This window comes from Anaerobiospirillum sp. NML120449 (assembly GCF_023051105.1).
GTDB lineage: Bacteria > Pseudomonadota > Gammaproteobacteria > Enterobacterales > Succinivibrionaceae > Anaerobiospirillum.
The window spans coordinates 16,726-41,383 of record NZ_JALKIL010000033.1 but is presented as its reverse complement, the minus strand read 5'-3'; the positions used below and the strand labels follow the sequence as shown (position 1 = coordinate 41,383).

Annotated in this window: 31 protein-coding genes and 1 pseudogene; 4 read left to right on the top strand and 28 right to left on the bottom strand. The window is 49.2% G+C overall.

The features are described from left to right. Positions 1 to 221 precede the first annotated feature (221 nt). A complete protein-coding gene (locus MXE41_RS09635) occupies positions 222 to 1,391 on the top strand; it encodes a glycosyltransferase family 8 protein (RefSeq protein WP_247100328.1) in 1,170 nt (389 codons plus the stop codon). Positions 1,392 to 1,585: 194 nt separating this feature from the next. On the opposite strand, the gene MXE41_RS09630 is transcribed toward MXE41_RS09635, so the two are convergent. Then, positions 1,586 to 2,746, bottom strand: coding sequence for a glycosyltransferase family 8 protein (locus MXE41_RS09630; protein WP_247100327.1), 1,161 nt, complete (start codon positions 2,744 to 2,746; stop codon positions 1,586 to 1,588). 818 nt (positions 2,747 to 3,564) lie between these two features. Between MXE41_RS09630 and MXE41_RS09625 the strand changes: the two genes are divergently transcribed. Together MXE41_RS09625 and MXE41_RS09620 are read left to right on the top strand one after the other, a co-directional pair. Further along, on the top strand, positions 3,565 to 5,418 hold the full coding sequence (locus tag MXE41_RS09625; protein ID WP_247100326.1) for a transposase: 1,854 nt from the start codon (positions 3,565 to 3,567) through the stop codon (positions 5,416 to 5,418). Between the two features lie 5 nt (positions 5,419 to 5,423). After that, positions 5,424 to 5,651: a hypothetical protein gene (locus tag MXE41_RS09620; protein ID WP_247100325.1), complete on the top strand. Its 228-nt coding sequence runs from the start codon at positions 5,424 to 5,426 to the stop codon at positions 5,649 to 5,651. An 85-nt stretch (positions 5,652 to 5,736) separates the two neighbouring features. On the opposite strand, the gene MXE41_RS09615 is transcribed toward MXE41_RS09620, so the two are convergent. The 25 genes and pseudogenes from MXE41_RS09615 to rpsJ form a co-directional block, all read right to left on the bottom strand. Next, the gene (locus MXE41_RS09615; protein WP_247100324.1) at positions 5,737 to 6,828 is read right to left on the bottom strand and encodes a glycosyltransferase; all 1,092 of its coding nucleotides are present in this window, start codon (positions 6,826 to 6,828) and stop codon (positions 5,737 to 5,739) included. A gap of 114 nt (positions 6,829 to 6,942) precedes the next feature. Continuing rightward, positions 6,943 to 9,192, bottom strand: coding sequence for an acyltransferase family protein (locus MXE41_RS09610; protein WP_247100323.1), 2,250 nt, complete (start codon positions 9,190 to 9,192; stop codon positions 6,943 to 6,945). A 213-nt stretch (positions 9,193 to 9,405) separates the two neighbouring features. Then, entirely contained in the window at positions 9,406 to 9,519 is a 114-nt protein-coding gene (gene rpmJ / locus MXE41_RS09605; RefSeq protein WP_246975803.1) for a 50S ribosomal protein L36, read from the bottom strand. 58 nt (positions 9,520 to 9,577) lie between these two features. Continuing rightward, entirely contained in the window at positions 9,578 to 10,927 is a 1,350-nt protein-coding gene (secY, locus tag MXE41_RS09600; protein WP_246975806.1) for a preprotein translocase subunit SecY, read from the bottom strand. A 196-nt stretch (positions 10,928 to 11,123) separates the two neighbouring features. Continuing rightward, a pseudogene (rplO, locus tag MXE41_RS09595) lies at positions 11,124 to 11,558 on the bottom strand (50S ribosomal protein L15); the annotation flags it as partial. Between the two features lie 7 nt (positions 11,559 to 11,565). Beyond that, positions 11,566 to 11,751 carry a 50S ribosomal protein L30 gene (gene rpmD, locus MXE41_RS09590; protein WP_246975811.1) on the bottom strand — a complete coding sequence of 62 codons (186 nt, stop codon included), beginning with the start codon at positions 11,749 to 11,751 and terminating at the stop codon, positions 11,566 to 11,568. Between the two features lie 3 nt (positions 11,752 to 11,754). Next, positions 11,755 to 12,261 carry a 30S ribosomal protein S5 gene (gene rpsE, locus MXE41_RS09585; protein WP_246975816.1) on the bottom strand — a complete coding sequence of 169 codons (507 nt, stop codon included), beginning with the start codon at positions 12,259 to 12,261 and terminating at the stop codon, positions 11,755 to 11,757. Positions 12,262 to 12,272: 11 nt separating this feature from the next. Further along, positions 12,273 to 12,626, bottom strand: a complete 354-nt coding sequence (rplR, locus tag MXE41_RS09580; protein ID WP_246975819.1) for a 50S ribosomal protein L18 — start codon at positions 12,624 to 12,626, stop codon at positions 12,273 to 12,275. 17 nt (positions 12,627 to 12,643) lie between these two features. Further along, a complete protein-coding gene (rplF, locus tag MXE41_RS09575) occupies positions 12,644 to 13,177 on the bottom strand; it encodes a 50S ribosomal protein L6 (protein WP_246975822.1) in 534 nt (177 codons plus the stop codon). A gap of 9 nt (positions 13,178 to 13,186) precedes the next feature. After that, positions 13,187 to 13,579 carry a 30S ribosomal protein S8 gene (gene rpsH / locus MXE41_RS09570; protein WP_246975825.1) on the bottom strand — a complete coding sequence of 131 codons (393 nt, stop codon included), beginning with the start codon at positions 13,577 to 13,579 and terminating at the stop codon, positions 13,187 to 13,189. Positions 13,580 to 13,593: 14 nt separating this feature from the next. After that, positions 13,594 to 13,899, bottom strand: a complete 306-nt coding sequence (gene rpsN / locus MXE41_RS09565; RefSeq protein ID WP_246975827.1) for a 30S ribosomal protein S14 — start codon at positions 13,897 to 13,899, stop codon at positions 13,594 to 13,596. A gap of 15 nt (positions 13,900 to 13,914) precedes the next feature. Then, on the bottom strand, positions 13,915 to 14,463 hold the full coding sequence (gene rplE / locus MXE41_RS09560) for a 50S ribosomal protein L5 (protein ID WP_246975830.1): 549 nt from the start codon (positions 14,461 to 14,463) through the stop codon (positions 13,915 to 13,917). A gap of 27 nt (positions 14,464 to 14,490) precedes the next feature. After that, complete coding sequence (gene rplX / locus MXE41_RS09555) at positions 14,491 to 14,817, bottom strand: 50S ribosomal protein L24 (RefSeq protein WP_246975833.1); 327 nt, start codon at positions 14,815 to 14,817, stop codon at positions 14,491 to 14,493. An 18-nt stretch (positions 14,818 to 14,835) separates the two neighbouring features. Further along, entirely contained in the window at positions 14,836 to 15,204 is a 369-nt protein-coding gene (gene rplN, locus MXE41_RS09550) for a 50S ribosomal protein L14 (RefSeq protein WP_246975836.1), read from the bottom strand. Between the two features lie 275 nt (positions 15,205 to 15,479). Further along, positions 15,480 to 15,749, bottom strand: coding sequence for a 30S ribosomal protein S17 (rpsQ, locus tag MXE41_RS09545; RefSeq protein WP_247100322.1), 270 nt, complete (start codon positions 15,747 to 15,749; stop codon positions 15,480 to 15,482). A gap of 12 nt (positions 15,750 to 15,761) precedes the next feature. After that, positions 15,762 to 15,965, bottom strand: a complete 204-nt coding sequence (rpmC, locus tag MXE41_RS09540; RefSeq protein WP_246975843.1) for a 50S ribosomal protein L29 — start codon at positions 15,963 to 15,965, stop codon at positions 15,762 to 15,764. Then, a complete protein-coding gene (gene rplP, locus MXE41_RS09535) occupies positions 15,965 to 16,378 on the bottom strand; it encodes a 50S ribosomal protein L16 (protein WP_246975846.1) in 414 nt (137 codons plus the stop codon). The genes rpmC and rplP overlap by 1 nt, the downstream gene beginning before the upstream one ends. A gap of 16 nt (positions 16,379 to 16,394) precedes the next feature. Beyond that, the gene (gene rpsC, locus MXE41_RS09530; protein WP_246975849.1) at positions 16,395 to 17,195 is read right to left on the bottom strand and encodes a 30S ribosomal protein S3; all 801 of its coding nucleotides are present in this window, start codon (positions 17,193 to 17,195) and stop codon (positions 16,395 to 16,397) included. 12 nt (positions 17,196 to 17,207) lie between these two features. Beyond that, positions 17,208 to 17,543: a 50S ribosomal protein L22 gene (gene rplV / locus MXE41_RS09525; RefSeq protein WP_246975852.1), complete on the bottom strand. Its 336-nt coding sequence runs from the start codon at positions 17,541 to 17,543 to the stop codon at positions 17,208 to 17,210. Between the two features lie 11 nt (positions 17,544 to 17,554). After that, entirely contained in the window at positions 17,555 to 17,830 is a 276-nt protein-coding gene (gene rpsS / locus MXE41_RS09520) for a 30S ribosomal protein S19 (RefSeq protein ID WP_246975855.1), read from the bottom strand. Positions 17,831 to 17,849: 19 nt separating this feature from the next. Next, the gene (rplB, locus tag MXE41_RS09515) at positions 17,850 to 18,665 is read right to left on the bottom strand and encodes a 50S ribosomal protein L2 (protein ID WP_246975858.1); all 816 of its coding nucleotides are present in this window, start codon (positions 18,663 to 18,665) and stop codon (positions 17,850 to 17,852) included. Beyond that, entirely contained in the window at positions 18,665 to 18,976 is a 312-nt protein-coding gene (rplW, locus tag MXE41_RS09510; protein ID WP_246975860.1) for a 50S ribosomal protein L23, read from the bottom strand. Before rplW ends, rplB begins: the two co-directional genes overlap by 1 nt. Beyond that, complete coding sequence (gene rplD / locus MXE41_RS09505) at positions 18,973 to 19,587, bottom strand: 50S ribosomal protein L4 (protein WP_246975863.1); 615 nt, start codon at positions 19,585 to 19,587, stop codon at positions 18,973 to 18,975. Before rplD ends, rplW begins: the two co-directional genes overlap by 4 nt. A 17-nt stretch (positions 19,588 to 19,604) precedes the next feature. Beyond that, positions 19,605 to 20,243, bottom strand: a complete 639-nt coding sequence (gene rplC, locus MXE41_RS09500; protein WP_246975867.1) for a 50S ribosomal protein L3 — start codon at positions 20,241 to 20,243, stop codon at positions 19,605 to 19,607. 17 nt (positions 20,244 to 20,260) lie between these two features. After that, the gene (gene rpsJ / locus MXE41_RS09495) at positions 20,261 to 20,572 is read right to left on the bottom strand and encodes a 30S ribosomal protein S10 (protein ID WP_021890106.1); all 312 of its coding nucleotides are present in this window, start codon (positions 20,570 to 20,572) and stop codon (positions 20,261 to 20,263) included. 741 nt (positions 20,573 to 21,313) lie between these two features. Between rpsJ and MXE41_RS09490 the strand changes: the two genes are divergently transcribed. Continuing rightward, positions 21,314 to 22,375, top strand: a complete 1,062-nt coding sequence (locus MXE41_RS09490; RefSeq protein WP_247100321.1) for a glycosyltransferase family 2 protein — start codon at positions 21,314 to 21,316, stop codon at positions 22,373 to 22,375. A gap of 231 nt (positions 22,376 to 22,606) precedes the next feature. Here the strand turns inward: MXE41_RS09490 and trxA are convergent, their stop codons facing one another. Both trxA and MXE41_RS09480 read right to left on the bottom strand, forming a co-directional pair. Continuing rightward, the gene (gene trxA / locus MXE41_RS09485) at positions 22,607 to 22,936 is read right to left on the bottom strand and encodes a thioredoxin (protein WP_246975874.1); all 330 of its coding nucleotides are present in this window, start codon (positions 22,934 to 22,936) and stop codon (positions 22,607 to 22,609) included. Between the two features lie 628 nt (positions 22,937 to 23,564). Continuing rightward, entirely contained in the window at positions 23,565 to 24,527 is a 963-nt protein-coding gene (locus tag MXE41_RS09480; RefSeq protein ID WP_247100320.1) for a UDP-2,3-diacylglucosamine diphosphatase, read from the bottom strand. Positions 24,528 to 24,658 lie beyond the last annotated feature (131 nt).

Genomic DNA, 24,658 nt, shown 5'->3' with positions numbered 1-24,658 from the left:
CGTGACAAAGCAGGCTCCCTGAAAAATAAAGCCCGGACTTAATGTCCGGGCCTTATATTTCATCTGGTAGCCGCCCTGCGTCGCCCGCTGAGCCGGCAGCTGCCGCAATGTCCCCGGCATACAGCCTTACCCATCATCACAGCCCCTGTCGCAGCCCCCCATCAAACAGTGCGCGGGCACGTCCTGGCAGCAGTCATTTAAGCAACTGGAAGATAAACAACGTGTCTGAATACAACATCCTGTTCTCATCAGACAGCAACTACCTGCGCTATACGCTGGTTGCAGCTCAGTCCATTGTTGACAGTCTGGAGCGTTCTTCAGCTCAGCCTGATAAGAATGATGATCTTATTGTTTTCAATATTATCGTCGATGAATCTGTCGATACCGGCGATTTGAGCATAAAGTGCCAGAATTTTGCCAGGCGCAATCAGCTTCCGGGCGTATACTTTAAGTTCAATGTACTGTCTGTAGACAGAAAACTGTTTGAAGGCTGCGTTCCTTTCCGCGAAGACGGCAACTACTCAACCTACTACCGGCTGCTGCTCGACAAGGTACTTCCATCGACTGTAGACAGCGGCCTGTACATGGATGTGGATATCCTGGTTCTTGAGGATATCAGAAAGCTGTTTAACAGCACTGACTGGTCACAGACAGTCCTTGGTGCAGTTGTTAACTATCCACAGTGCGTGCGTGATGAGCAGTACAGCGTCAAATCGACAGACAGCTCCCTGCCTGCTCTGACCATGCACAGTAAGAATTACTTCAATGCCGGTATTTTGCTCATTAACCTGAAGCAATGGCGTGAAAATCATATCAGTGACAGGGCAGTTGAGCTTGCCAGGACTTACAGCTTCCCTTTTCATGATCAGGACATATTGAACGTTATCTTCAAGGACAAGGTAACTCTCATGGACCCTTCATGGAACATGCAGACTGGCCTTTATTACGAATCCATGAACAGGACTGTTAAGAACAGAAAATGGAAAGATCTTTCTACAATGTTCAGCAGTATGGGGCCTTTCGATCAGTGGGACCCTGAGGTCTTCATGTCACATCCTGACATCATTCACTTTACTCACATCAAGCCCTGGACTCACAGGTTGCCATCTGATAACAAATCCACTGATACATCAGACATACTAAGCCCACATCAGTACTATTACATGAGCCTGTGGCGCAATACCGCTGCCAGGGTAAGTGAGTACAGCATGGAGCTGATGCCGGCTATTGCTGACAGCTCATGTGACAACGCCTATGTAATTGCGCAAATACAGCATGAACTGCTCATCTATAAGAGAAAACTACGCAAGAGTGTAAGACTCTTTACCCTGATTACCTCAGGACTTGTTGTTTTGACTCTGGGTACAATCATTGTCAGTATCGTTTTATAAAGCGTCAGGCATGACCCTCTGTCACACAGATGCATACAACCGATCTGAGCACCAGTAAGGCAATGTCACACCACGTTGCAGATACAAATCAGATTCCCTGAAAAATAAAGGCCGGACTGAATGTCCGGCCTTTATTTTTCTGTACTGGCCCACCGGGATCACTGGCTGGTCCACTGCCCAGGCCACTGTCTGGGCTAGTCAGCGAACAGGATCAGCAATACAAGCATAATGAAGAAGGTGCTGAGATTGAGTGCAATCATCTGATTTCTCAAGGAGCGGCGCTTATTGGACTCAATGATCAGTCTTTGATTAAGGCTCTGAATATTGGTGTTTGCACAAATCAGATGGTCAAATCTCAAGCCGCTGAGTACCTCGGCAAACTCTGGTACCCGCTCAGCAGTGTCAAACCACTGGTTGACCCACTTAAAGTGCTCATGAGTAAAAACCGGCGGAGTGTCACCATAATTTATCTGATAAGGCTTAACCCACGGCTTATGACTTACAAAGTGCACAATCCTGGGGTTCTCAATACACTGAGCAAGCGGCACCGGCAAAGAATCATGATACAGGCTCTCATCAACAGTTTTCTTTGTGTGCATGTTGATGATGCGGCCATTGCTGACGGTAATGCAGCCCAGATAAGAGGTCTGCATGTTCCATGCAGTGCTGACAAATACTGGGTCTTCGACCAGATAGTTGAGCACATCCTGATCGTGGTACTTGACCTTGATAGTGTGCATGCACTCTATGCACTTCTGCCTGATATTGGCAGCACGCCAGTTATCAAGACTGATAAGCAGCATGCCGGCGTTGACGTATGAACTCAAGGCAAGTTTCTTATCCTTACCACCTGATCCTGACTTTTTGATGAGATGGTATTTGTCACTGGACGAGAAGAGATAACTGTCCAGAGCTGCTGCGTAGATGTGATTTGTAAGGTCTACGGAGTTAAAGAGCTCTCTTACGTCTGCAAGAATCAGCATGTCAACATCAAGGTAAAGAACCTTCTTGACGGTCTCATCGAAAATCTCATCTATCACCATACGGTAATATGTTGAGTAAGAACCACTGCTGTTAAATTGTGGAAAGTCTTTAAAGAGCTCTTTGTCCACGTGCAGAATCTTAAATTGAGAGTCTACTGCCGCTGCGTGATTACGGGACGAAAAAGCATCGCATCTGGACTCAAGATCTTTGATATTAACGCTGTCATCGACAAGAATATTGAAGACGAAAACATCTTTGCTGTCAGAAGAATTATGGGCAATGTCAGCATGGTCAATAATCGACTGAACGGCAACAAAGGTATATGGAAGATAGTTGCTGTCAGCGGCAAAAACAATATTAAACTCAGACATATACCCTCTTTATAAAACAAATTACAGAGCTTCACCAGGCAGAAAAGTGCAGGAAAATCTGTCCTGACAATGCACATTCAGGACCAATAATCGGTAATCAGACGCAATAAAAACAACCTGAAAAGTTCATTATACAATCTTGCCCCGGCACAACTCCTCACTGACGAGTGCAGCTTGAATTTTGCTCTTACAATTGTTTTGTAAAGCCCCTGACCTGTCATTTCACAGGCCAGAGGTCAGCAGTCAGTTATGCGACAGCCAGTCTGCTCTGCAGGGCAATCAAGCCCGATGATGCAGGCCGCATTGCATGGGCAGTCTGTACTGTGCTGCCGGCCGAATTGCAGGGACAGTCAGTACTGTGCTGTCGGCCGAATTGCAGGGACAGTCAGTACTGTGCTGTCGGCCGAATTGCAGGGACAGTCAGTACTGTGCTGTGCTGTCGGCTGCTTTGGATGACAGTCAGGGATGGTCTGCTTGCTGACCAGTGGGGTATGCAGGCGGTTACAGCTGGAGCATGATTGAGAGCAGAGATAAAAGTACAGATATTGTGAATGCGACAGATGTTATTGCAATCAGGGCTTTTCTGGACTTCCTTCTCTTAAGCTGCTCTTTGTTAAACCTGTCTGTAAGGTTATCAAAGTTAGCGCTGACAATCTCCATAAACCTGAACTCTTCATTGATCAGTAACCGCTAATCCCTTTCATATCAATCCCTAGCTTTTCATTAATTTTCTCAATTTTTTTAAAAAAAATGCCTAGATTTGCATCTGAATTTGATGTTATAATAGAGGTTACCGGTAACCTTTATCAGGAGTTCTCATGCAGACAGAATACGTTGTAGACATACCCACTGACCCAGGCAGAATCGTTCTTCAGAAGAAGTGCCTGTGTACATATGTTCTTTACACAGTCTCACGTGAGTACAACCCTAAGACCAAGCAGTCAAATCCCAAAAGGGTGACTATTGGCAAGGTCTGTCCTGACGATCCATCAAAGATGTTTCCTAATAAGAAGTTCAAAGAGTTCTACCCAGAAGTGGAGTTGAATGTTGAACAGGAGGCTGGCGATGAGGGCGATTGTGCTGGTTACAAAGCATCACATGATGATTCACTTGTCCCTGCCCCTTACAGGTCAGACTCTGTCTGCATCGGTCCATACGTTGTGCTTGACACTGTATGCAATGACAATAATCTGATGCACTGCCTTGTGGACACCTTTGGTGAAAAGTCCGCTGCCCTTACTATGGATCTGGCTTCTTATCTGATTGTTACTGAGGGTAATCAGGCGCAACACTACCCAGCGTATGCATGGGAACACGCACTGTTCACTAAGGACATGCATATTTACAGTGACAGCACGATTTCAAGGCACCAGAGCAGCATTACTCAAAGTGATGTGAGGGAGTTTTTAACCAAATGGAACAGCAGTGCCACCAAGGATGACTTTATTAATCTTTCCTACGATTCTTCAAACAAGAATAGTCAGGCGGGGGATGTTGAGTTTGTAGGCTTTGGTAAGCCTAAAGTTGATGTTGGAACTGGAATTATCAATGTAGCAGTAGCCTATGATGTAACCAATCAGATACCTTTGTTTTACGAGCTGTACCCTGGTGCCATTCCAGATGTCAGTCAGCTTTCTTTTGCAGTTACTCTTGCTGCTGAGTTTGGCTACAAGTTCATCAGATTTATTATCGACAGGGGCTATTTTTCAAGGGAAAACGTCGAGTTCATTGATGCCAATGGATACCATTTCGTCATGATGGTAAAGGGGTATAACACCCTGGTCGCCCCTCTGGTAAGTGAGCATATTGGCTCCTTCGAGAAGAAGATTTCGAACCAGATCATTGGCGATCTGTTTGGTATGACTATAGAGCATGAGTTCTGTGGCCGCATAAGATACTTCCATGTATTCCACAGTCTTTCCAGCTGCGGAGTACAGTCAAGTCAATTTCTTAACTCTTTGGAATTTAATAAGACAGCACTGGAGAAGAACATTGGAAGGAGGTATTCCCCATCTGAACTTCAAAAGCAGTTCTTCAACATGTCATTCAGTGAAGACGGGCTATTAATCAGCTTTTCGCCAAACGACAAGGCGATTGAGGGCAGACTGTCACTGTTAGGTTACTTCAGCATAGTGACCTCTGAGCCTATGACAGCTGCTGAGGCATATTTCCTCTACAAGTCTCGTGATTCGTCTGAAAAGCTGTTCTGCTCATGCAAGACCTTTATTGGCAGCCACTGCTTCAGGGTTCACTCAAGTAAAGCGCTCTATGGAAAGATGTTTATTGAGTTTGTAGCACTGATTTTGCGCAACAGAATCTACAGCCTCTTGAAAGATGAGATTATCAAGAGGGGAAAGAGTAGCCGGTACCTGAATGTTCCTGCAGCTCTCAGGGAGTTGAACAAAATCAGAATCACCCGGAGCCCAGGTCAGCTCTACAGGCTGCACTATCAGCTTACAAAAGAGCAGAAGTTGATTCTCGCTCCATTTGGCATCAGCCACGAGACTATTCAGCGCTATGCCAGGGAAATCAGTCAGACTCTGGCTAACTCAGAGAAAAAGGCTGGGGACGGACGCAGTTTAGATGAGGAGCCAATCTATGAGGATGTAGAGCCAAACTTCCTTGAAGAGATGGATTTAGATGACTTTGACTCTATTGACTATGAGGTGTGACTGATATGCCAAGATACAGAACTCGTGAGGCAGCTGACAAGAAAATCAAGGAGCTGTCAGCAAAGATTGAGCGTACAAGGTTGCGTCTAAAGAAAATGGAGGATGAGCTTAAGCGGCATATTGCTGATAAGGAGATGAGTGAAGTAAAGGAGCTCTATGCTGCGTTTAAGCGCAGCAACAAGACCTACGATCAAATGATGACTTTTCTTGGTCGACCTGTGCGCAGGAAGTAGGCCTTCCGGGATTGCTGAGCTGCATGTATGGGGGCTTGCCTACATGTAATGCCGGGGATTATTGGGTATGAAGTGGTAGGCTCTACTAAAACATCCGTGATTGCCTATTGTATGGGATTTTGAGGTTACCTAATTTTGCAGAGTTCAGGATAAACGCAGGTTTTATAGAGCATAATTCTTCACTGTACTCAGTAACTGACAGTGACTTCTGGCGCCACTCTTCAAGATAATTGATGTGGTCAAGAGATATTACCAGTGGGTCCCCTGACTTTGAAAAAGCCGTGCTGGTGCGCCATGGCTTTATCTGAGTCATGTGTATGATTTTAGGCTTCAACAGGTACTCAGAGCCCCGCCAGCTGCCCATACTGCCATAAGCGTCAAACAGAGATGCGCTGCTGCGATTATCAAAGGCAGATCTTGCTGCACCAGCAATTTTCTCATAAACAGCGGCCTGAACATTCCATGATGGATCAAGGTAAACAATACTTTCACGAGCTATCAGATGATTAAGAGCATCCTGATCTACCACTTCAGCATCATATTTGTCGAAAAAGCCTTTGACCTTATCGGCAAGCCCCATGTTACGCAGAGCATCTACGTTCATTAAAAGCACACCGGCATTGAAATAATCCTGATGTCTGAATTTGATGACAGGGTACTCTGAGGACCTGCCTGACAGACTCCAGTCAGTACCTCTTAAATAAAACGGGATTTCATTCACTGCAGCAAGGGTTTTACTGCTAATGTCAGTGTTAACGAACAGCTCCCTGACATCATCTCTGACCAGGATATCAACATCAAGATAAAGTACAGTCTTTACAGACTCAGGAAGCAGCTTGTCGATTAAGAGCCGGTAATAGGTAGAAAAGGTTGCGTGCGGTCCCCATGGGCGATAACCGACAAAAAGACTCTTATCAATGTCTACAATATTAAAAGAGATTGCAGCTGGTGCCTTTTCATTTCGTTTTATAAAGCAACTGGTCTTTTGAGCAAAATCGTCTTTGTTAACCGAGTCATCAATCAGAATATGAAAGATCAGATGATCCTTTTCGGAGCAGTTATAGCTTGACTGAGCAGGGCTTGCTTCTCTTATAGAGTCGACAACTGACTGTGCAGCTACCAGAGTATATGGCAGGTAGTTAATATCGGATGCAAAGACAATATTGAAATCTGACATTACTGAGACTTCCTTGAGGATATACCCGGGCAGAGTGAAACAGACCTCCACAGCATCTGTGGCGGGAGGCTGAATGTGGGCTACGGTTTGTTGGCAGGCAGATGCCAGCTCTGGCTACTGCTTTTGGGGCCCTGAGGCCGATTCTGGCTTGTGGTTCTGGGAACCTGAGGCCGATTCTGGCTTGTGGTTCTGGGGGCCTGAGGCCGATTCTGGCTTGTGGTTCTGGGAACCTGATGCCGCTTCTGAATTGTGGTTCTGTGGGGCTGAGGCCGATTCTGGCTTGTGGTTCTGGGATCCAGAGGCTGATGTCTGGCTGCTGGCAGCCATGACACTGTCTATCGCTTCAAGCAGAGGACGTGCGGCAATGGAGGCACCGTGAGCCGACAGGTGGTCATCATCATAAAACATAGGAGTTCCATCGTCGTCCATTACACGGCAGCGATCATCATTGAGGCACAGGGGGGCTCTGATATCCACGGAGTGGAAATTAGGCAGCTCCTGCTCGAGCCTTATGAAAACGTCGTCTATGGCATGAGCGCGGCTTAAATCCGGAGTTACATATCCATGCTTTATAAGATATTCAGGTGCCAATACCGTGTTAGCAAAATGCTGATACAGGCTGGTCAGAGGAGAGCTGATGCAGTCAAAGTCGCGCCACGTTCTGACCAGTGGTACTACGTACATGCTTAATGGAACAAAGAAATGTATATCGGGTCTTGAGCTGACGACAGCTTTTAAAGACTCATAAAGAGCCTGCTCAAAAGTAACAGAATTTCGTGCCTGAAAACATGGCAAGTTACCCAACAGGCACATGTCGGGCCGGTTTTCTGATACTTCGTTGTAAACACGATCAGCATCAGTCCATCTGTTGTTTATGACAACGACAGTTCCTGCTGGCAGCTCGCTAATACGCTTTATAAATTCTTTTAAATGATTAAAGCGTTTTTCTACCATGTCAGGATCAATATCCTCCATTGCCTCAGATATACAAAGACTGTGTAATACCAGCCCCCCATGGGAAATTACGAAACCCGCCTGATCACCAAAATGTTTCCTGAACTCGAGGGTGAAGTGATCAGCATGGGAGTCTCCAAACAGTATCACCTTGCGATGAAGAAGCTCATCATAATTTTGCGGCTCCAGTCTGTTGCCTGTAATTGGGTCATTGACGCCAAAGCCGGACTGGCGAACGTAAAGCGTGCCGGAAAGCACATTGAACTTATCCGGATCAGCGCGCCAGATCCATCCTTCACTTTTGTATGCATGCTGAGCGCTGAAATATGTACATACGAAAAGCACAGCCAGCTTCCAGCCGAAATTGCGTCTCCTTTCGACAAAGTAATAGGAAAGTGCAGCCATAATGAGCGTTGCGGCCAGGGCTGCCCACGGGTTGAGAATAAGCATCATGGCCATAATAACCATGATCGGCCAGTGATAAATATACAGCGAATAGGAAATCTTGCCCAGGAACTGGCTGACAGGATTATCAAGCAGTAATGAAGAACTGTTCACCCATATGACCATGGCAGCACCGACGACAGCCATGACCGGTGTACGCATGGACCATACAGCTGTCTGTGCGCAGATAAAAGGTGAGACGATAATGGCTGTCAGGCCGATGTAAAGCACAGCTTTACGCAGAGCAGGGGAGGTAAGAGAGCATGGATAAAGATAAACGATGGCACCGAACAGCAGCTCCCAGGCTCTGAAATGAAACATGTAATATGAGCCCTTGTCAGCCGGGAGCACAGCAGCAGCCAGAGTAAAAGCTGCTGTCATCAGTAAAGTGGAGCGTACCGCTGCCTTACGGCCGAACATACGTCCAACAGCAGCAAGGATCACCGGATAAATAAGGTAAAACTGCCACTCAACAGACAGTGACCAGGTGTGAAGCAGGACCTTATCAAGAGAGCTTTCCTCAAAGTATCCGTCCTCACTGGCATACCTGAGATTACTGGTAAAGAGCAGGGCATATCTGAGCTCACGGGCAAAAGAAGCGAACCTTTGAGGATCGAAGAGCTGCACTGCTATGACAGAGAAGAACAGGATGGCAAAGAGCAGAGCAGGAACAATCCTGAGCGCTCTGGCCTTCCAGAATGACCACACAGCTGAGACAGGCCAGTCAGCTTCTATTACTCTGCGGAAGATAATAGAAGTCATCAGGTAACCGGATATGACAAAAAAGACGTCCACGCCCAGAAAGCCAGCCGTGAACGACTGATTAAGCCAGACAAACAGAGCACTGGCCTGAAGCTGCTCAGAAAGTGGGACCAGACTGCCAAGGTGAAAGGCGATGACCATTACGACAGCAATGGCACGTAAGCCTGCTATGTCCTTACGAAATTCAGAATTTTGATGTTCCAAATCAGGCTCCTGGTCGGTAGTGCAAAACGGCCTTGCTGGTAAGTTTAATGATGGCCTTCAATGCTTAAATGTCAGTCATTATAGCGGCTCGCAGCTGCGGGCCCTGATCAGCAGATATAAAAAAACACGACAGGTTTCCCTGTCGTGTTCTTTATAGGGCAGACACCGGGTCTGCAGCACGTGCGCAGGCGGCTGCCTGCGCAGCAGGCAGGATTAGCCCTGACGCTGCTTGTGCTTTGGATTTTCGCAGATGATGCGAACTACACCGTGGCGACGAACCACCTTGCAGTTACGGCAAATCTTCTTAACAGAAGCACCTACTTTCATGATTTCTACTCCGTGTTGTGGACAGCTGCTTCAGCCATGGGCCGGGCAGCCATTAGTTTTAACGTCCGTTATTCCTGAGGTTGGCCTTACGCATAAGGTCACCATACTGCTGATTCATTCTGTGGCTCTGCAGCTGGGCTACGAAGTCCATGATTACCACAACGATAATCAGCAGAGAAGTACCACCGAAGTAGAACTGTACGTTGAACCAGTTCATCAGCAGCTGAGGTACCAGACATACCAGTACCATGTAGATGGATCCGGAGAGGGTCAGACGGGTCATCACCTTGTCGATGAAGCGGGCAGTCTGCTCACCCGGACGGATACCAGGAATAAATGCACCACTCTTCTTGAGATTCTCTGCAACTTCACGTGGGTTAAACACTAAAGCTGTGTAGAAGAATGTGAAGAAGACAATTGCTGCTGCGTACAGGAGCTCATACAGAGGCTGACCAGGCTGCAGGAAGAGTGAGACTTCCTGAAGCACGTTGGCAACAGCGTTCTCGCCTTGACCAAACCAGGAAACGATAGTACCTGGGAACAGGATGATTGAGGAAGCAAAAATTGCTGGAATCACACCTGCCATGTTGATCTTTAAAGGCAAGTTGCTACGTGGCTGTGAAATGATACGGTTGCCCATCTGGCGCTTGGCATAGTCGATGGAAATACGACGCTGTCCACGCTCGACGAACACAACGAAGAAGGTAACTACGACCACTACCACGCCGATGATCAGCAGTGCAATGGTGGACAGATCACCCTGTCGGGCCTGCTCCATGGTAGAAGCGAGGGCTGACGGGAGTCCTGCAACAATACCGGCAAAGATAATCAGAGAGATACCGTTGCCAATACCGCGCTCAGTAATCTGCTCACCAAGCCACATCAGGAACATGGTGCCGGTAACCAGGGATACGGTAGTTACGAAGTAAAAACCGAAGCCCGGATTATCAACCAGACCAGGCATCATGTTAGGGATGCCTGTGGCAATACCAATCGCCTGGATTGTTGCCAGGAATAAGGTTGAGACACGAGTGTACTGAGCGATCTTGCGTCTACCTGACTCGCCTTCTTTACGAAGTTCAGCTAAGGTAGGGTTAATCACTGCCAATAATTGGATGATAATCGACGCAGAGATGTAAGGCATGATACCCAGTGCCAGAACAGAGGCACGCTCAAGTGCGCCTCCGCTGAACATGTTAAACATGCCAATGATGGTTCCGCTCTGATCATCAAAAAGTCGCTGCAGGACATCAGCATTAACGCCTGGTACTGGAATGTAGGAACCGAGTCTGAACATAATCAGACCGATTAATACAAATAACAGGCGGGAGGTTAACTCTGAGTTGCCACCCTTTGCTGCCTGTGCCTGTGCTTCACGACCCTTTTCAAGGAGCGATTTTCTAGCCATGCAAATCTCCAGAGAGCGCACTCAGTGCGCTCCGCGATTACTTGTTCTTGGCAGCAGCCTTTTCAGCCTTGTCCTTCTTGGCTGGCTTTACGATGCCAGTAGCAGCTAACTTGTCCTGAAGCATCTTGTTCTTGTTAGCACGACGAAGAGCAGACTTTTCACGACGGGCAGCAGCAGCCAGGGTGTATGATGCGATCTCAACAGTACCGCCGGCAGCCTCGATGGCAGCCTTGGCACCACGGGTAACACCAAGACCCTTAACCTCTACCTTGCGGGTGAAGTTAGGAACACGGGAAAGAACGATCTTGACGTACTTGATCTTCTTGTTGATCAGACGTGCCTTTAACAGGCTGGCCATATCAACTACGTCACCCTCAATGCGGTTTAAGTCATTGAGCAGAACCTCAGCGGTGAGGTCAGACTTTGGTGAGTAGAAGCCAAACTTAGGCAGACGGATCTTTAAAGGCATCTGACCGCCTTCGAAGCCTGGGCGTACGTTAGGGCTCTTACGGGCACCAGAACCCTTGATACCACGACCACAGGTCTTGCCGAGGCCGGAACCGATACCACGGCCTACGCGTACGTGACGACGGTGGGAGCCTTCTGCTGGCTTAAGAGTATTAAGACGCATTTTTGTATTACTCCTCAACCTTAATCATGTAGCTGACCTTGTTAATCATACCGCGAATGGAAGGAGTATCCTCCAGCTCAACGGTGTGACGGATGCGGCGTAAACCAAGGCCACGGATGGTAGCAACGTGATCTGGCTTGCGGCCGATGATGCTACGTACTTGGGTAACTTTGATGGTTTTCTTCTCGGCCATTTTTTACTCCAGGATTTCCTTGACAGACAGGCCACGCTTGGCGGCGATCTGCTCAGGAGTACGCTGAGAGGCTAAGGCGGCAACAGTAGCGCGAACTACGTTGATTGGGTTGGTAGAACCATAGGTCTTAGCCAGAACATTACGTACGCCGGCTACTTCGAGCACGGCACGCATGGCACCACCGGCAATAATACCGGAACCTTCAGAGGCTGGCTGCATGTAAACCATGGAGCCGGAGTGCTCACCCTTAACAGCATGGAAAAGGGTACCGTCGTTTAAAGAAATGTTCTTGTTGATGTTACGACGGGCCTGCTCAATAGCCTTCTGAATGGCAGCAGGAACTTCGGAGGCCTTGCCATAACCGAAGCCTACACGGCCATTGCCATCACCAACTACAGTTAAGGCGGTGAAGGAGAAAATACGGCCACCCTTTACTACCTTGGCTACGCGATTAACAGCGACCAGCTTCTCCTGAAGCTCGCCAGCTTGGGTTTCTTCTTTGTGCTGCATGAACTACACTCCTAGAACTTGAGGCCAGCTTCACGGGCGGCATCAGCCAGGGCTGCAACACGGCCGTGATACTTATAACCGGAACGGTCAAAAGCTACGCTCTCAACCTTGGCAGCCAGGGCGCGCTCGGCAACAGCCTTGCCGATAACCTTTGCTGCTTCAACATTGCCGGTATACTTGAGCTCCTTGACCAGCTCCTTCTCGAGGGTGCTGGCAGCAGCTAATACGCGGCTGTCCTTGTCAATGATCTGAGCGTAGATATGACGAGGAGTGCGGGTAACGACGAGGCGAGTAACACCCAACTCGTGCATCTTGGCGCGTGACTTGGTAGCACGACGGATGCGAGACTGTTTCTTATCAAACATGGTTTTTACCTCAATCCTTACTTCTTCTTGGCTTCCTTGATACGGACTACTTCGTCAGAGTAGCGGATACCCTTGCCCTTGTAAGGCTCTGGAGCGCGGTAAGCGCGGATATCGGCAGCAACCTGACCTAAGAGAGCCTTATCAAAGCCCTTCAGGACGATTTCAGTCTGGGATGGGGTCTCACAGGTGATACCCTCTGGAAGTTCGTGGTTAACAGGGTGTGAGAAACCTAAAGCCAGGTTCAGCACATTGCCCTTGGCCTGAGCACGGAAGCCCACACCAACCAGATTTAACTTCTTCTCGTAGCCCTTATCCAGACCTACAACCATGTTCTGCAGCAGGGCACGGGCAGTACCGGACTGCATGTTGGCCTCAGCAGTTTCGTCAGCAACGTCTACCTTCAGAGCGTTGTCAGCGAAAGTAACCTTTACCTTCTCGTGAAGGTTTAACTGCAGCTGGCCTTTCTTTGACTTGATAGTGATTAACTGGCCGTCGATGGAGACCTCGACGCCTTGAGGAACTAAAACCGGTTCCTTAGCAATACGTGACATGTCCCCTCCTTATGCGACGTAGCAGATAACTTCGCCGCCTAAACCGTCCTTACGGGCGGCACGGTCGGTCATTAGGCCCTTGGAGGTAGAAATTACCGCAATGCCTAAGCCATTCATAATACGTGGAAGATCACGGCACTTCTTGTAGATGCGCAGACCAGGGCGGGATACGCGCTGGATCATCTCTACTACTGGTTTGCCTTCGTAGTACTTAAGGCCGATCTCGAGTACCTTCTTGGTGTCGCCGGAAACGTTAACAGAGGCGATGTAGCCCTCTTTTAACAGCAGATTGGCGATAGCAAGCTTCTGCTTGGAGGAAGGCATGGACACCATAACCTTGCCAGAAGCCTGGCCGTTGCGAATGCGGGTCAGCAAATCCGCAATTGGATCCTGCATGCTCATGTGTGTCTCTCCTCTTACCAGCTGGCCTTGTGAAGGCCAGGAATCTCACCGCGCATCATGTGCTCACGGAGCTTAATACGGCATAAGCCGAACTTGCGCAGGTAACCATGTGGACGGCCGGTCTCGGCGCAACGGTTGCGCTGACGGCATGGGCTTGAATCGCGTGGTAATGCAGCCAGAGCCTGAACAGCTGCAAAACGCTCTTCATCAGAAAGAGATACACTGGAAATCTTTTGCTTGAGCTCCTGGCGCTTTGCAAAATACTTGTTAGCAAGGCGCTGACGCTTGAGCTCACGGTTCTTCATGGAAGTCTTAGCCATTTAGGTTCGTCCTAATTACTTAGTCTGAGCACGGAATGGGAACTTGAAAGCCTCTAATAAGGCACGTCCCTCTTCATCAGTCTTGGCAGTGGTGGTGATGGTGATGTCAAGGCCACGGATGGTGTCAACCTTGTCATAGTCGATCTCTGGGAAGATGATCTGCTCGCGGACACCCATAGAGTAGTTGCCACGACCATCAAAAGACTTTGAAGATAAACCACGGAAATCGCGGATACGTGGGATGGAGATTACGATTAAACGCTCCAGGAATTCCCACATGCGCTCACCACGTAAAGTTACCTTGCAACCGATTGGGTAACCTTCACGGATATGGAAGCCCGCTACAGACTTGCGAACCTTGGTGATTAATGGCTTCTGGCCAGAGATAGCGGCCATGTCGCGTGCTGCGTTCTCGAGAACCTTCTTATCAGCAACAGCCTCACCAACACCCATGTTGAGGGTGATCTTCACAATCCGAGGGACTTGCATGACTGTTTTGTAACCAAACTTCTCAGTTAAAGCTTTGATTACTTCCTGCTTGTATTGATCATGCAGTTTCGCCATCGTTATTACTCCTGAAAAAAACTGCTATTAAGCCTTGTTAGGGATGATTTCGTTGTTGGACTTGAAGAAGCGGACCTTCTTGCCGTCTTCAAAACGGAAACCAACCTTGTCAGCCTTGTTAGTGGTAGGGTTTAAGATTGCAACGTTGGAAACGTGGATTGGGGCTTCCTTAGCCTGCTTGCCACCTTCTATGCCAAGCTGTGGGTTTGGCTTAACGTGCTTGGTCTTGAGGTTTAAACCCTCAACTAAAACCTTGTTCTCCTTGGTCAGAACGGACAGAACCTTGCCGGTCTTGCCCTTGCTGCTGCCGGAGATCACGATAACTTCATCATTGCGGCGGATTTTCGCTGCCATGTTTGATACCCCTTAAGATTAGAGTACTTCTGGAGCTAAGGACACAATCTTCATGAACTGCTCGCTGCGAAGCTCGCGGGTAACAGGTCCGAAAATACGAGTGCCAATTGGCTCATGCTGGTTGTTTAATAAAACAGCAGCATTGCTATCAAAGCGAATGACAGAACCGTCAGCACGGCGTACACCCTTCTTGGTGCGCACTACTACGGCGTCAACTACATCGCCCTTCTTGACTTTGCCGCGTGGGATTGCTTCCTTGACGGACACCTTGATGATGTCGCCAATAGCAGCATAACGGCGGTGAGATCCACCCAGGACCTTAATGCACATTACTCTGCGAGCACCCGAGTTGTCAGCAACGTCGAGCATGGTTTGCATCTGGATCATTTAAAATGCTCCAAGGTTGAAAAAAAGACAGTTCCCCTCTCAATGTGTTAGAGGGCGCTGAATGATACCATGAAAATATGTTATCTGCAAGTTTTTGTGCCGTATATCTCATTTTTGAAAGATATCTGGCACGGCCTTTTCAGAAAGGGCTCAGGTATCAGCAATATGATGGCCGCTGCTGCCCGGAGGCAGCAGCGGCCATAAAAAAAGACCCTGGTGATTGCTCACCAGGATCTTTTCTATTTTAAACCAGAATTAAATCTGGATAAAGCGACTTATTCAGCCTTTTCCAGTACGGAGACCAGAGTCCAGGCAATAGTCTTGGCAACTGGACGGCACTCCTGGATCTCAACGAGATCACCCTTGCGGGCATCGTTGTTAACATCCTGAACGTGGAACTTGGTGGTACGCTTTAAGATCTTTCCGTAGATAGGGTGCTTAACGCGACGCTCTACTGCTACGACGCAGGCCTTCTGCATCTTATCGCTGACAACGCGACCACGGAGGGTGCGGGCAGACTTCTTAGTGTTCTGAGTATCAGACATTTAGCACTACCTCTATTGTGCGCTCTGAGCGCGAAGCTTCTCAGATAAAACAGTGTTAACACGGGCAATGTCACGACGGACCTTGCGAATGTTATCGGTCTGGCCTAACTGATTGGTCTTGTGCATAAAACGGAGATTGAACTGCTGACGCTGAAGGCCATTAAGTTCAGTCTTAAGCTCTTCAACGGACTTATTACGTAACTCGCTTGCCTTCATTAGATCACCGCCTTGCGAACGAAAGTAGTGGTAACAGATAACTTGGCTGCAGCAAGACGGAAAGCCTCACGTGCAACTTCCTCAGGAATACCACTGAGTTCAAAGAGTACTTTACCAGGCTGGATTGGGCATACCCAGTACTCAACAGTACCCTTACCCTTACCCATACGAACACCGAGAGCCTTCTGGGTGATTGGCTTGTCAGGGAACACGCGGATCCAGACCTTACCAACACGCTTCATCTCACGGGTGAAAGCACGACGGGCAGCTTCGATTTCACGGGCAGTAATCTGACCACGGGAGGTGGCCTTTAAGCCGTAATCGCCGAAGGATACTTCGTTTCCTGCGTAGGCTAAGCCCTCGTTACGACCCTTCTGGGTCTTGCGATACTTGGTACGCTTTGGTTGTAACATTTAAATCTATCCTCCGTTACTCAGCAGCTGGGGCTTCAGCAGCCTGGGCAGGCTTCTTCTGGCCCTGAGCGCGGTCGTTGCGACCACCACGGCGGTTGTTGCGTGGACCGTTGTCATTGCGGCGACGACCCTTGCGGTCTGCTGGAGAAGCATTGCGATCCTCAGCTTCCTCCTGGTTGAGAGGTAACTGACCTAATACTTCACCCTTGAAGATCCAGACCTTAACACCGATTACACCGTAGGTAGTAACAGCCTCGGATAATGCGTAGTCGATATCAGCACGTAAGGTGTGTAATGGTACACGGCCTTCACGTAACCACTCGGAACGGGCAATTTCAGCACCGCCCAGACGGCCGGAAACCTCAACCTTGATACCCTTGGCGCCAACGCGCATTGCGTTCTGGATGGCCTTCTTCATGGCACGGCGGAACATTACGCGGCGCTCGAGCTGAGAGGCGATAGAATCGGCAACTAACTTGGCATCGAGATCAGGCTTACGTACTTCGCTGATGTTTACCTGAGCAGGAACACCGGCAATATCGGTAATCTTCTTGCGAAGCTTCTCAACGTCTTCGCCCTTCTTGCCAATGACAATACCAGGACGAGCAGTGTGAATGGTTACACGGATGCTCTTGGCTGGACGGTCGATGACAATCTTAGAAACAGAGGCGTTCTTAAGTTCCTGAGTTAAGTACTTACGAACTTCGAAATCGCTCTTGATATTGGCTGGGAAATCCTTGGTGGATGCATACCAGACCGATGAGTAAGGCTTAGTAATACCAAGTCTTATTCCAATCGGATTTACCTTCTGACCCATCTTAAGCTCCTGTTAGCGCTCAGCAACGTAAATTGAAATGTGAGAGGTTCTCTTCACAATACGATCAGCACGGCCCTTGGCACGTGGCATGATGCGCTTGAGAGATGGACCCTCATCGATCATGATGCGGGAAACAACCAGCTTGTCGGCGTTTAAACCGGCGTTGTTCTCAGCATTGCTGACGGCTGAATTTAATACCTTGTAGATTAAAGCAGCAGCCTTGCGTGGGCTGAACTTTAACAGGTCAATAGCCTTGTCAACAGGCATACCGCGAACCTGATCAGCTACTAAACGGGCCTTCTGGGCAGAGGTACGAGCAAAACGATGTACAGCCTTTACTTCAGTCATTGTCTACTCTCCTACTTGCCCTTCTTGTCCGTAGCAGCGTGGCCACGGTAAGTACGGGTAGGGGCGAATTCGCCCAGCTTGTGACCTACCATTTCATCGGATACGTATACAGGTACGTGCTGACGGCCATTGTGCACAGCAATCGTCATACCGATCATGGCAGGAATAATCATTGAACGGCGGGACCAGGTCTTGATTGGCTTCTTGTCAGCGCCTGAAGCTGCCTGTTCAACCTTCTTCAATAAGTGCGCGTCAATGAACGGGCCTTTCTTTAAAGAACGTGGCATGTTATTTCCTCACTAACGATTAACGGTGACGAACAATGTACTTGTCAGTACGCTTGTTCTTGCGGGTCTTGAAGCCCTTGCATGGGGTACCCCATGGTGAACGAGGCTGAATACCCTTGTTGCGGCCCTCACCACCACCATGTGGGTGGTCGATTGGGTTCATGGACATACCGCGAACAGTAGGACGAACACCACGCCAGCGGTTGGCACCAGCCTTACCTAACTGACGGAGCATGTGCTCGGAGTTACCTACTTCACCGATAGTAGCGCGGCCGTTAGCGAGAACGCGGCGCATTTCACCAGAGCGCATACGTAAGGTTACATAGTCACCTTCACGGGCGAGGATCTGGCAGAAAGAACCGGCAGAACGTGCAAACTGAGCACCCTGGCCTGGAACCAGCTCAACAGCGTGAACTGAGGTACCAACAGGGATGTTGCGCATAGGCAGGGCGTTACCTACCTTGATTGGAGCGCCATCACCGCTCATGATCTTGTCGCCAGCCTGCAGGCCCTTAGGAGCCAGGATGTAGCGACGCTCACCGTCGGTGTACAGAACCAGAGCAATGTGAGCAGAACGGTTTGGATCGTACTCGAGACGCTCAATGCGGCCCTCGACACCATCCTTCTGACGCTTGAAATCGATTAAACGGTAGCGCTGCTTGTGACCACCGCCGATGTGACGGGTAGAGATGTGACCGTAGTTGTCACGGCCGCCGGTCTTACGCTTCTCAACAACCAGTGAAGGAACTGGACCGCCCTTCCACAGATCAGGATTCTTGATCTGAATAACGTGGCGACGACCTGCGGAGGTAGGCTTAGTCTTAATGATAGCCATTATTTGCTCTCCTTGTCAGATGCCTCAAAGAGGTTGTTGATGCTAGAGCCCTCGGCGAGAGTAACGTAGGCCTTCTTCCAGTCGGAACGGGAACCGATACCGTGAGAAGAACGACGCTTCTTGCCCTGTACGTTTAAGGTACGGACAGTCTCTACCTGAACATTGAAGATACCCTCAACAGCCTTCTTGATTTCGTCCTTGCTGGCATCCTTTAATACCTTGAAAACCACGGTATTTTTCTGCTCTAAACGCTGGGACTTCTCAGTGAAAACAGGGGCGCGAAGGATGTTCATTAAACGAGCATTCATCATTTGGTGATATCCTCCTCAACCTTCTTGAGGGCAGCGGCGGTAATTAATACCTTGTCGAAGCCGACGAGATTTACCGGATTGAAAGAAGCGGTACCTGGCTGGCAGACCTCAACCTTGTACAGGTTACGGGCAGCGAGGAATAAGTTCTCGTTGAACTCTTCAGTTACGATGAGAACCTGCTTTAATTCCAGATCCTTGAGCTTGCTGACCAGAGTCTTGGTCTTGTGGTTCTCGAGCTTTAAATCCTCGATAACAACCAGACGATCCTGACGGACCAGCTCGGAGAGAATGCTCTGCATGGCAGCGCGGTACATCTTGCGATTTACCTTCTGGGACCAGTCTTGTGGCTTGGCAGCGAAGATGGTACCACCGGCACGCCATAATGGAGAACGTGAAGAACCGGCACGGGCACGACCAGTACCCTTCTGGCGGAAAGGCTTCTTGCCGCCGCCTGAAACCTCTGAACGGGTCTTTTGCGCTTTAGTTCCAGCACGAGCGGTACTTAGGTAAGCAACAACTACCTGATGTACCAGCGCCTCATTGAACTCGCGACCAAAGGCAGTGTCAGATACCTCCAGTGGCTTGCCGGCGCCAATCATCTTTAATTCCATGATTCCTTTACCTCAGGTTAAGCTTTAACACTTGGCCTTACGATCAGATCCCCGTTATTGGCACCAGGAACAGCGCCCTTTACGAGGAGCAGGTTACGCTCAGCATCGATGCGAACGAGGTCTAAGCACATAACAGTGACCTTCTCGCCACCCATGCGGCCAACCATCTTCTTGCCCTTGAACACGCGACCTGGAGTCTGGTTCTGACCAGTTGAGCCAGGAACACGGTGGGAACGTGAGTTACCGTGAGTAAAGTCCTGAGTACGGAAGTTATAACGCTTAACAGTACCAGCAGTGCCCTTACCCTTTGACTGGCCAGTGACATCTACCTTGCTGACACCCTCTAAAGCGTCTACCTTGATCTCAGAGCCAACTTGATACTTCTCAAGCTCGGAAGGCTCTAAACGGAACTCCCATAAACCGCGACCAGCAGTAACACCGGTCTTGGCAAAGTGACCGATTTCAGCCTTGGTCATGCGGGAAGCCTTGCGCTCACCGGTGGTTACCTGAATAGCAGTGTAACCATCATTCTCCAGATTCTTGATCTGGGTGACGCGGTTTGCCTCAACCTGAATTACAGTTACTGGAACTGACTTACCGTCCTCGTTAAATACGCGGGTCATTCCAAGCTTGCGGCCAATTAAACCGATTGACATTGTAATTTTCCCCCTCGTTAGCGAAGGCTGATCTGAACATCTACGCCAGCAGCAAGATCAAGACGCATTAAGGCATCAACAGTCTTCTCTGTAGGCTCCACGATGTCTACTAAACGCTTGTGGGTACGGATCTCGTACTGGTCACGGGCATCCTTGTTGACGTGTGGGGAGATGAGGATGGTATAGCGCTCCTTGCGGGTTGGGAGCGGGATCGGACCGCGAACCTGAGCGCCAGTGCGCTTAGCAGTTTCAACGATTTCAGCAGTCGAATGGTCGATTAATCTGTGGTCGTAGGCCTTGAGGCGGATCCGAATTCTTTGGTTCTGCATTACAGACTCCGAAAATAGAAAGAACACGTAGACACATGCCTTCCTGCCCCTATTCACATTGATGGAATAAGAACAAGAGGACGGTCTATCATACAGGTCTCCCAAAATCAGGGAGAGTAACTCAGCCACAGTCTTAATACTGGAGGGCTGGACTGTGCAATTTATGGGATTTCATTACCACTTGTGACGTGGCGCACAGATTTTGTGGGGCATATTATACCGATAAAAATGCGGTTTGCAATACGGTTTCGAAGTTTTTTTGCCTTTTTACCATATTTGTAACCCTGCCCTCCCACCGGTCTGCCCCTATGCCCACGCAAGCCGGCATAACCAGCCCTCAAACCCAAATGGACAGCAGGCAGCACATGGACATACTCACCATTTTGAGACTCCGTGCTGTGTTCTCACATGGCCACTCCATGGGTAAACCCGTGCCGTGCTCTCATATCGCGACTCCATGGTGAGGGCTCATGCGGAAACATTATGTGGATACTGCAGTTCCAGATGGGCAGATACTGGTACTTTTAGTCTGTTTTGTGGAACTATTCGACAAATTGACAGTGGCTACAGCGTTATCGGCTTATATAAAGGACCTATCGATAATCTGATCTGGATCCCAGTTACAGAAAGACAGATGAAATTTTTCGATATATTTGACATTTATGAGTTGCAGATCAACGACATAAATGGTTACTTCTTCCATACTTGGATCCATGTTTACTGGTAACTGGATGAATCCCTATGTCAAACATACTTGTATCTGTTGTTATACCCGTTTATAACAGCGCCGATGTCATGGACGACCGCTGCATGCATGTTTTTGATCAGACTCTTGAGGACATTGAGTTTATCTTCGTCGATGACTTCTCTGAAGACGGTTCCTACGAGCGCCTCCTCAGTTATAAGGAGAGGTTCAAAGACAAAAATATCAAAGTTCTGCGCAATGAGAAAAACCTGGGAGCCGGTCCAACCCGTAATGCTGGCCTGAGCGTTGCCACAGGCAAGTACGTATACTTTATTGATTCTGACGACCAGATGGTTGCCACGCTTCTTAGCGAAGCCGTCGAGAAGATGGAGGCCGAACAGTCAGATCTGCTCTTCATTGCCCACTCTCATGAGACCGGAGACAGGGTTATTACCCACCATCTGCCCCTGCATGCCATCAACATACACAGCATTGAATCAATCAGGATGCATGCAGCTCATCTGCCTCACAATCCATGGACCCGTGTGATAAGAAGAGAGCTGATGACAGCTAATAACATCACTTTCCCTGATATCAGAAATGGTCACAGCATGTGCTGCTCACTGCATATGCTGCTGTGCGCAGAGAGGGTAAGCTTCCTTGATGAGGTTCTGTACCGGCATATCTTCACGGAGAACTCACTGTCGCTGCGCCGCCGCCTGAGTTACATTTTTGAGGTCTACAACTATAACTGTGCTCTGATAAGAAAGTACGGCTATTACGAAAAGCTCCATCAGTCGGTATTCATAGAACTGCTCAAAGGCTATACCCATGGCCTTATGAGGCTGGGAGAACAGGAAAAACTCGACCTTACTGAGAAGTTCTTCAGTTCCCCTGACGCCATGACCAACCTCAATGAGCTGATGAGCAGTTTTACCTTCTGGGAAAAGAAGCCTTTTTACAAGCTCGTTCAACGCGCAACCGGCAAAGACTTCCGCCGAACCATACGTGAAAGGCACATACTCTTCCTCAAATGCCAGATAGCCAGGAAGTACTACCATAAGCTTCAAGTGCGCCAGAATCAGTCTGCGCAGCCGGCCATAGAGCCGGCCAAATAATCAGCACGCTGCATCTGCAGGCCCTGGTGCAGGTGCCACCGCCCTGGCCCCCCTTACCATGATGCCCCATCCGGCACAGGTGGCCCCGGAGGCCCTGGCCGGAGCGGCGGTCGGAGCAGAGGCCACGTCAAGAGAGCCTGGCCGCCTGATTTGCGACCAATAAAAAAGAGCGCATGTGCGCTCTTTTTTATTTGGGCCCGCTGCAGGCCCGATAAGAAATCACTGTACTGATTACTTGCGTAAAGAAGTAGCAATGAAGTCCTTAAGATCAGCCTTGGAGATAGCACCGATGTGCTGACCAACCATCTCACCGTTGTTGAAAACTAACAGTGTAGGGATGCTCATGACCTGCCACTTGGTAGCTGCAACCTGGTGCTCGTCGATGTTGATCTTGCAGATCTTGACATCGTCCTGCTCAGCAGCAAGCTCATCAAGGATAGGGCCTACCATACGGCAAGGACCGCACCATGGAGCCCAGAAGTCGAGTAATACAGGCTTGTCGGACTTTACAACCTCAGACTCAAAAGTATCATCTGTCAGATGTACAATTTTGTCGCTCATAAATCTACTCCTAAGAAATTATGCTGGTGGATATCTTAGCATACACCAGGCAAAAGCAATTGAGATAAGCGCATTAAGTTGACAAATTAATGCAAGATAAATCCGGAATTACTCAGGCAGTCCATGTCACAGGCGGGGCAAATTCCCAACAATACTGATTTTACAGGCCGCTGACCCCAAATAAAAAGGCATATTTCACAGTGCAAGATTCCGCAAGTGCTTAAATTAACACACTGAATTATAGTTGCATACCCAGGCACCAAATTAATGCCCAGTACATCAAATAAAGCCTGTATTTCCGGCAACTCGTCACACAAGACAGCCCGGCAAATCACAGTGCAAAATCAGGCGCATGGTCAGGCTCCAGACCATAAATAAAGCCCTGTGCAAAGTCAGATACAAGGTCATGAACAAAGCCCGGGGCAGAGTCAGGTACAGGGTCATGAACAAAGCCCGGTGCACAGCCACATGCACTTCCTCTTCAGCCTGCTGTCTGGAAAGCCCCTTTAACATACACTCGCAACCCTCTGCCCCTGCTCTTACAAGCTCAACCGGCCTCAGCCTGACTGAGCACTGAGACTGGGCAATGGTGCGCAGCACACCTGGCCTGCATCCACTGTCTCCGGCCCTATAAAGTTGTGCCTGAGGTCTCTGCCTCTGCAGAAGAATCTGAAGGCTGCGCTGCCGCAGCGGCTAATGGGGCGGCAGGGGCGGTCTGGGCGCCCGGACTGATCTGGCTGGCCGGGGCGGTCTGGAAGGCAGGAGCGGTCTGGGCGGCCGGGGCGGTCGTGAGGCTGTGGTGAATCCTGCCGGTCTCAAGGAGCTCCTGAACCGGTCTTTCAATCATCTCGCAGTTGCCGTGTTCATCAACGCACAGGCAGCTGTAGTTCTGGCCCCATGAGCCCATAACGTATCGATGGTCATAATCCTCATGCTCGCCGGCAAAGCTGCTGAACTCATGAATGTGTCCGTGAACTACGTCTGTAATGCGCAGGCTTTCCTCACCAGGGCTTTCCGGTACGTAGTCCTTGCTCTGATCGCGGCACATCTGCGATACCGACTCCGGTACCACTCCATATATATCAGGGTCACGCCTTGAGCTGTAGGCCTCCTGGCTTTGCTCCCTTATTCTGGAGGCAATGGCGCGCCTTAGCGAAAGAGGCAGTGAGCGGAAGAGCAGCTGCAGCCATGGCTGGTTTACAGTTCGGTGATAGCGCAGATAGGAGCGGTCATTGGTACAGAGCAGATCACCATGGGTAAGCAGCATCACATGTCCAAAACGCCTGATAACAGTATGCTCATCAAGCAGTCTCATGCCCAGGATATCAGCCTCCTGCCCGGTCATGAGAAAGTCTCTGTTACCCCTGACAAAATATGAGGCAATGCAGCGCTCCTTTGCCTGATGGAGAACTTTTGAAACCCTGTTCTGTGCCTCATTATGACTGTCCAGTCCTACAAAGAAGTTGAACAGATCACCAAGAATGTACAGTTCATCGCCGACATTGAGCGCTGCGACGAAAGTTTCAAATGCATCAAGCAGTGTGCTGTTAGACGCCGCAAGGTGAAGGTCAGCTGTTATATATATGGCCATCCATCCTTCCTCGTAAACCGGAAATACAGACATCTCATTCGGACACTGTTATGTCCATATGAAAAAAGGCCTGATGCCCGTATAAGATACAGACCTCAGACCCTCTTATTCTAAATGATACAGTATCCGGC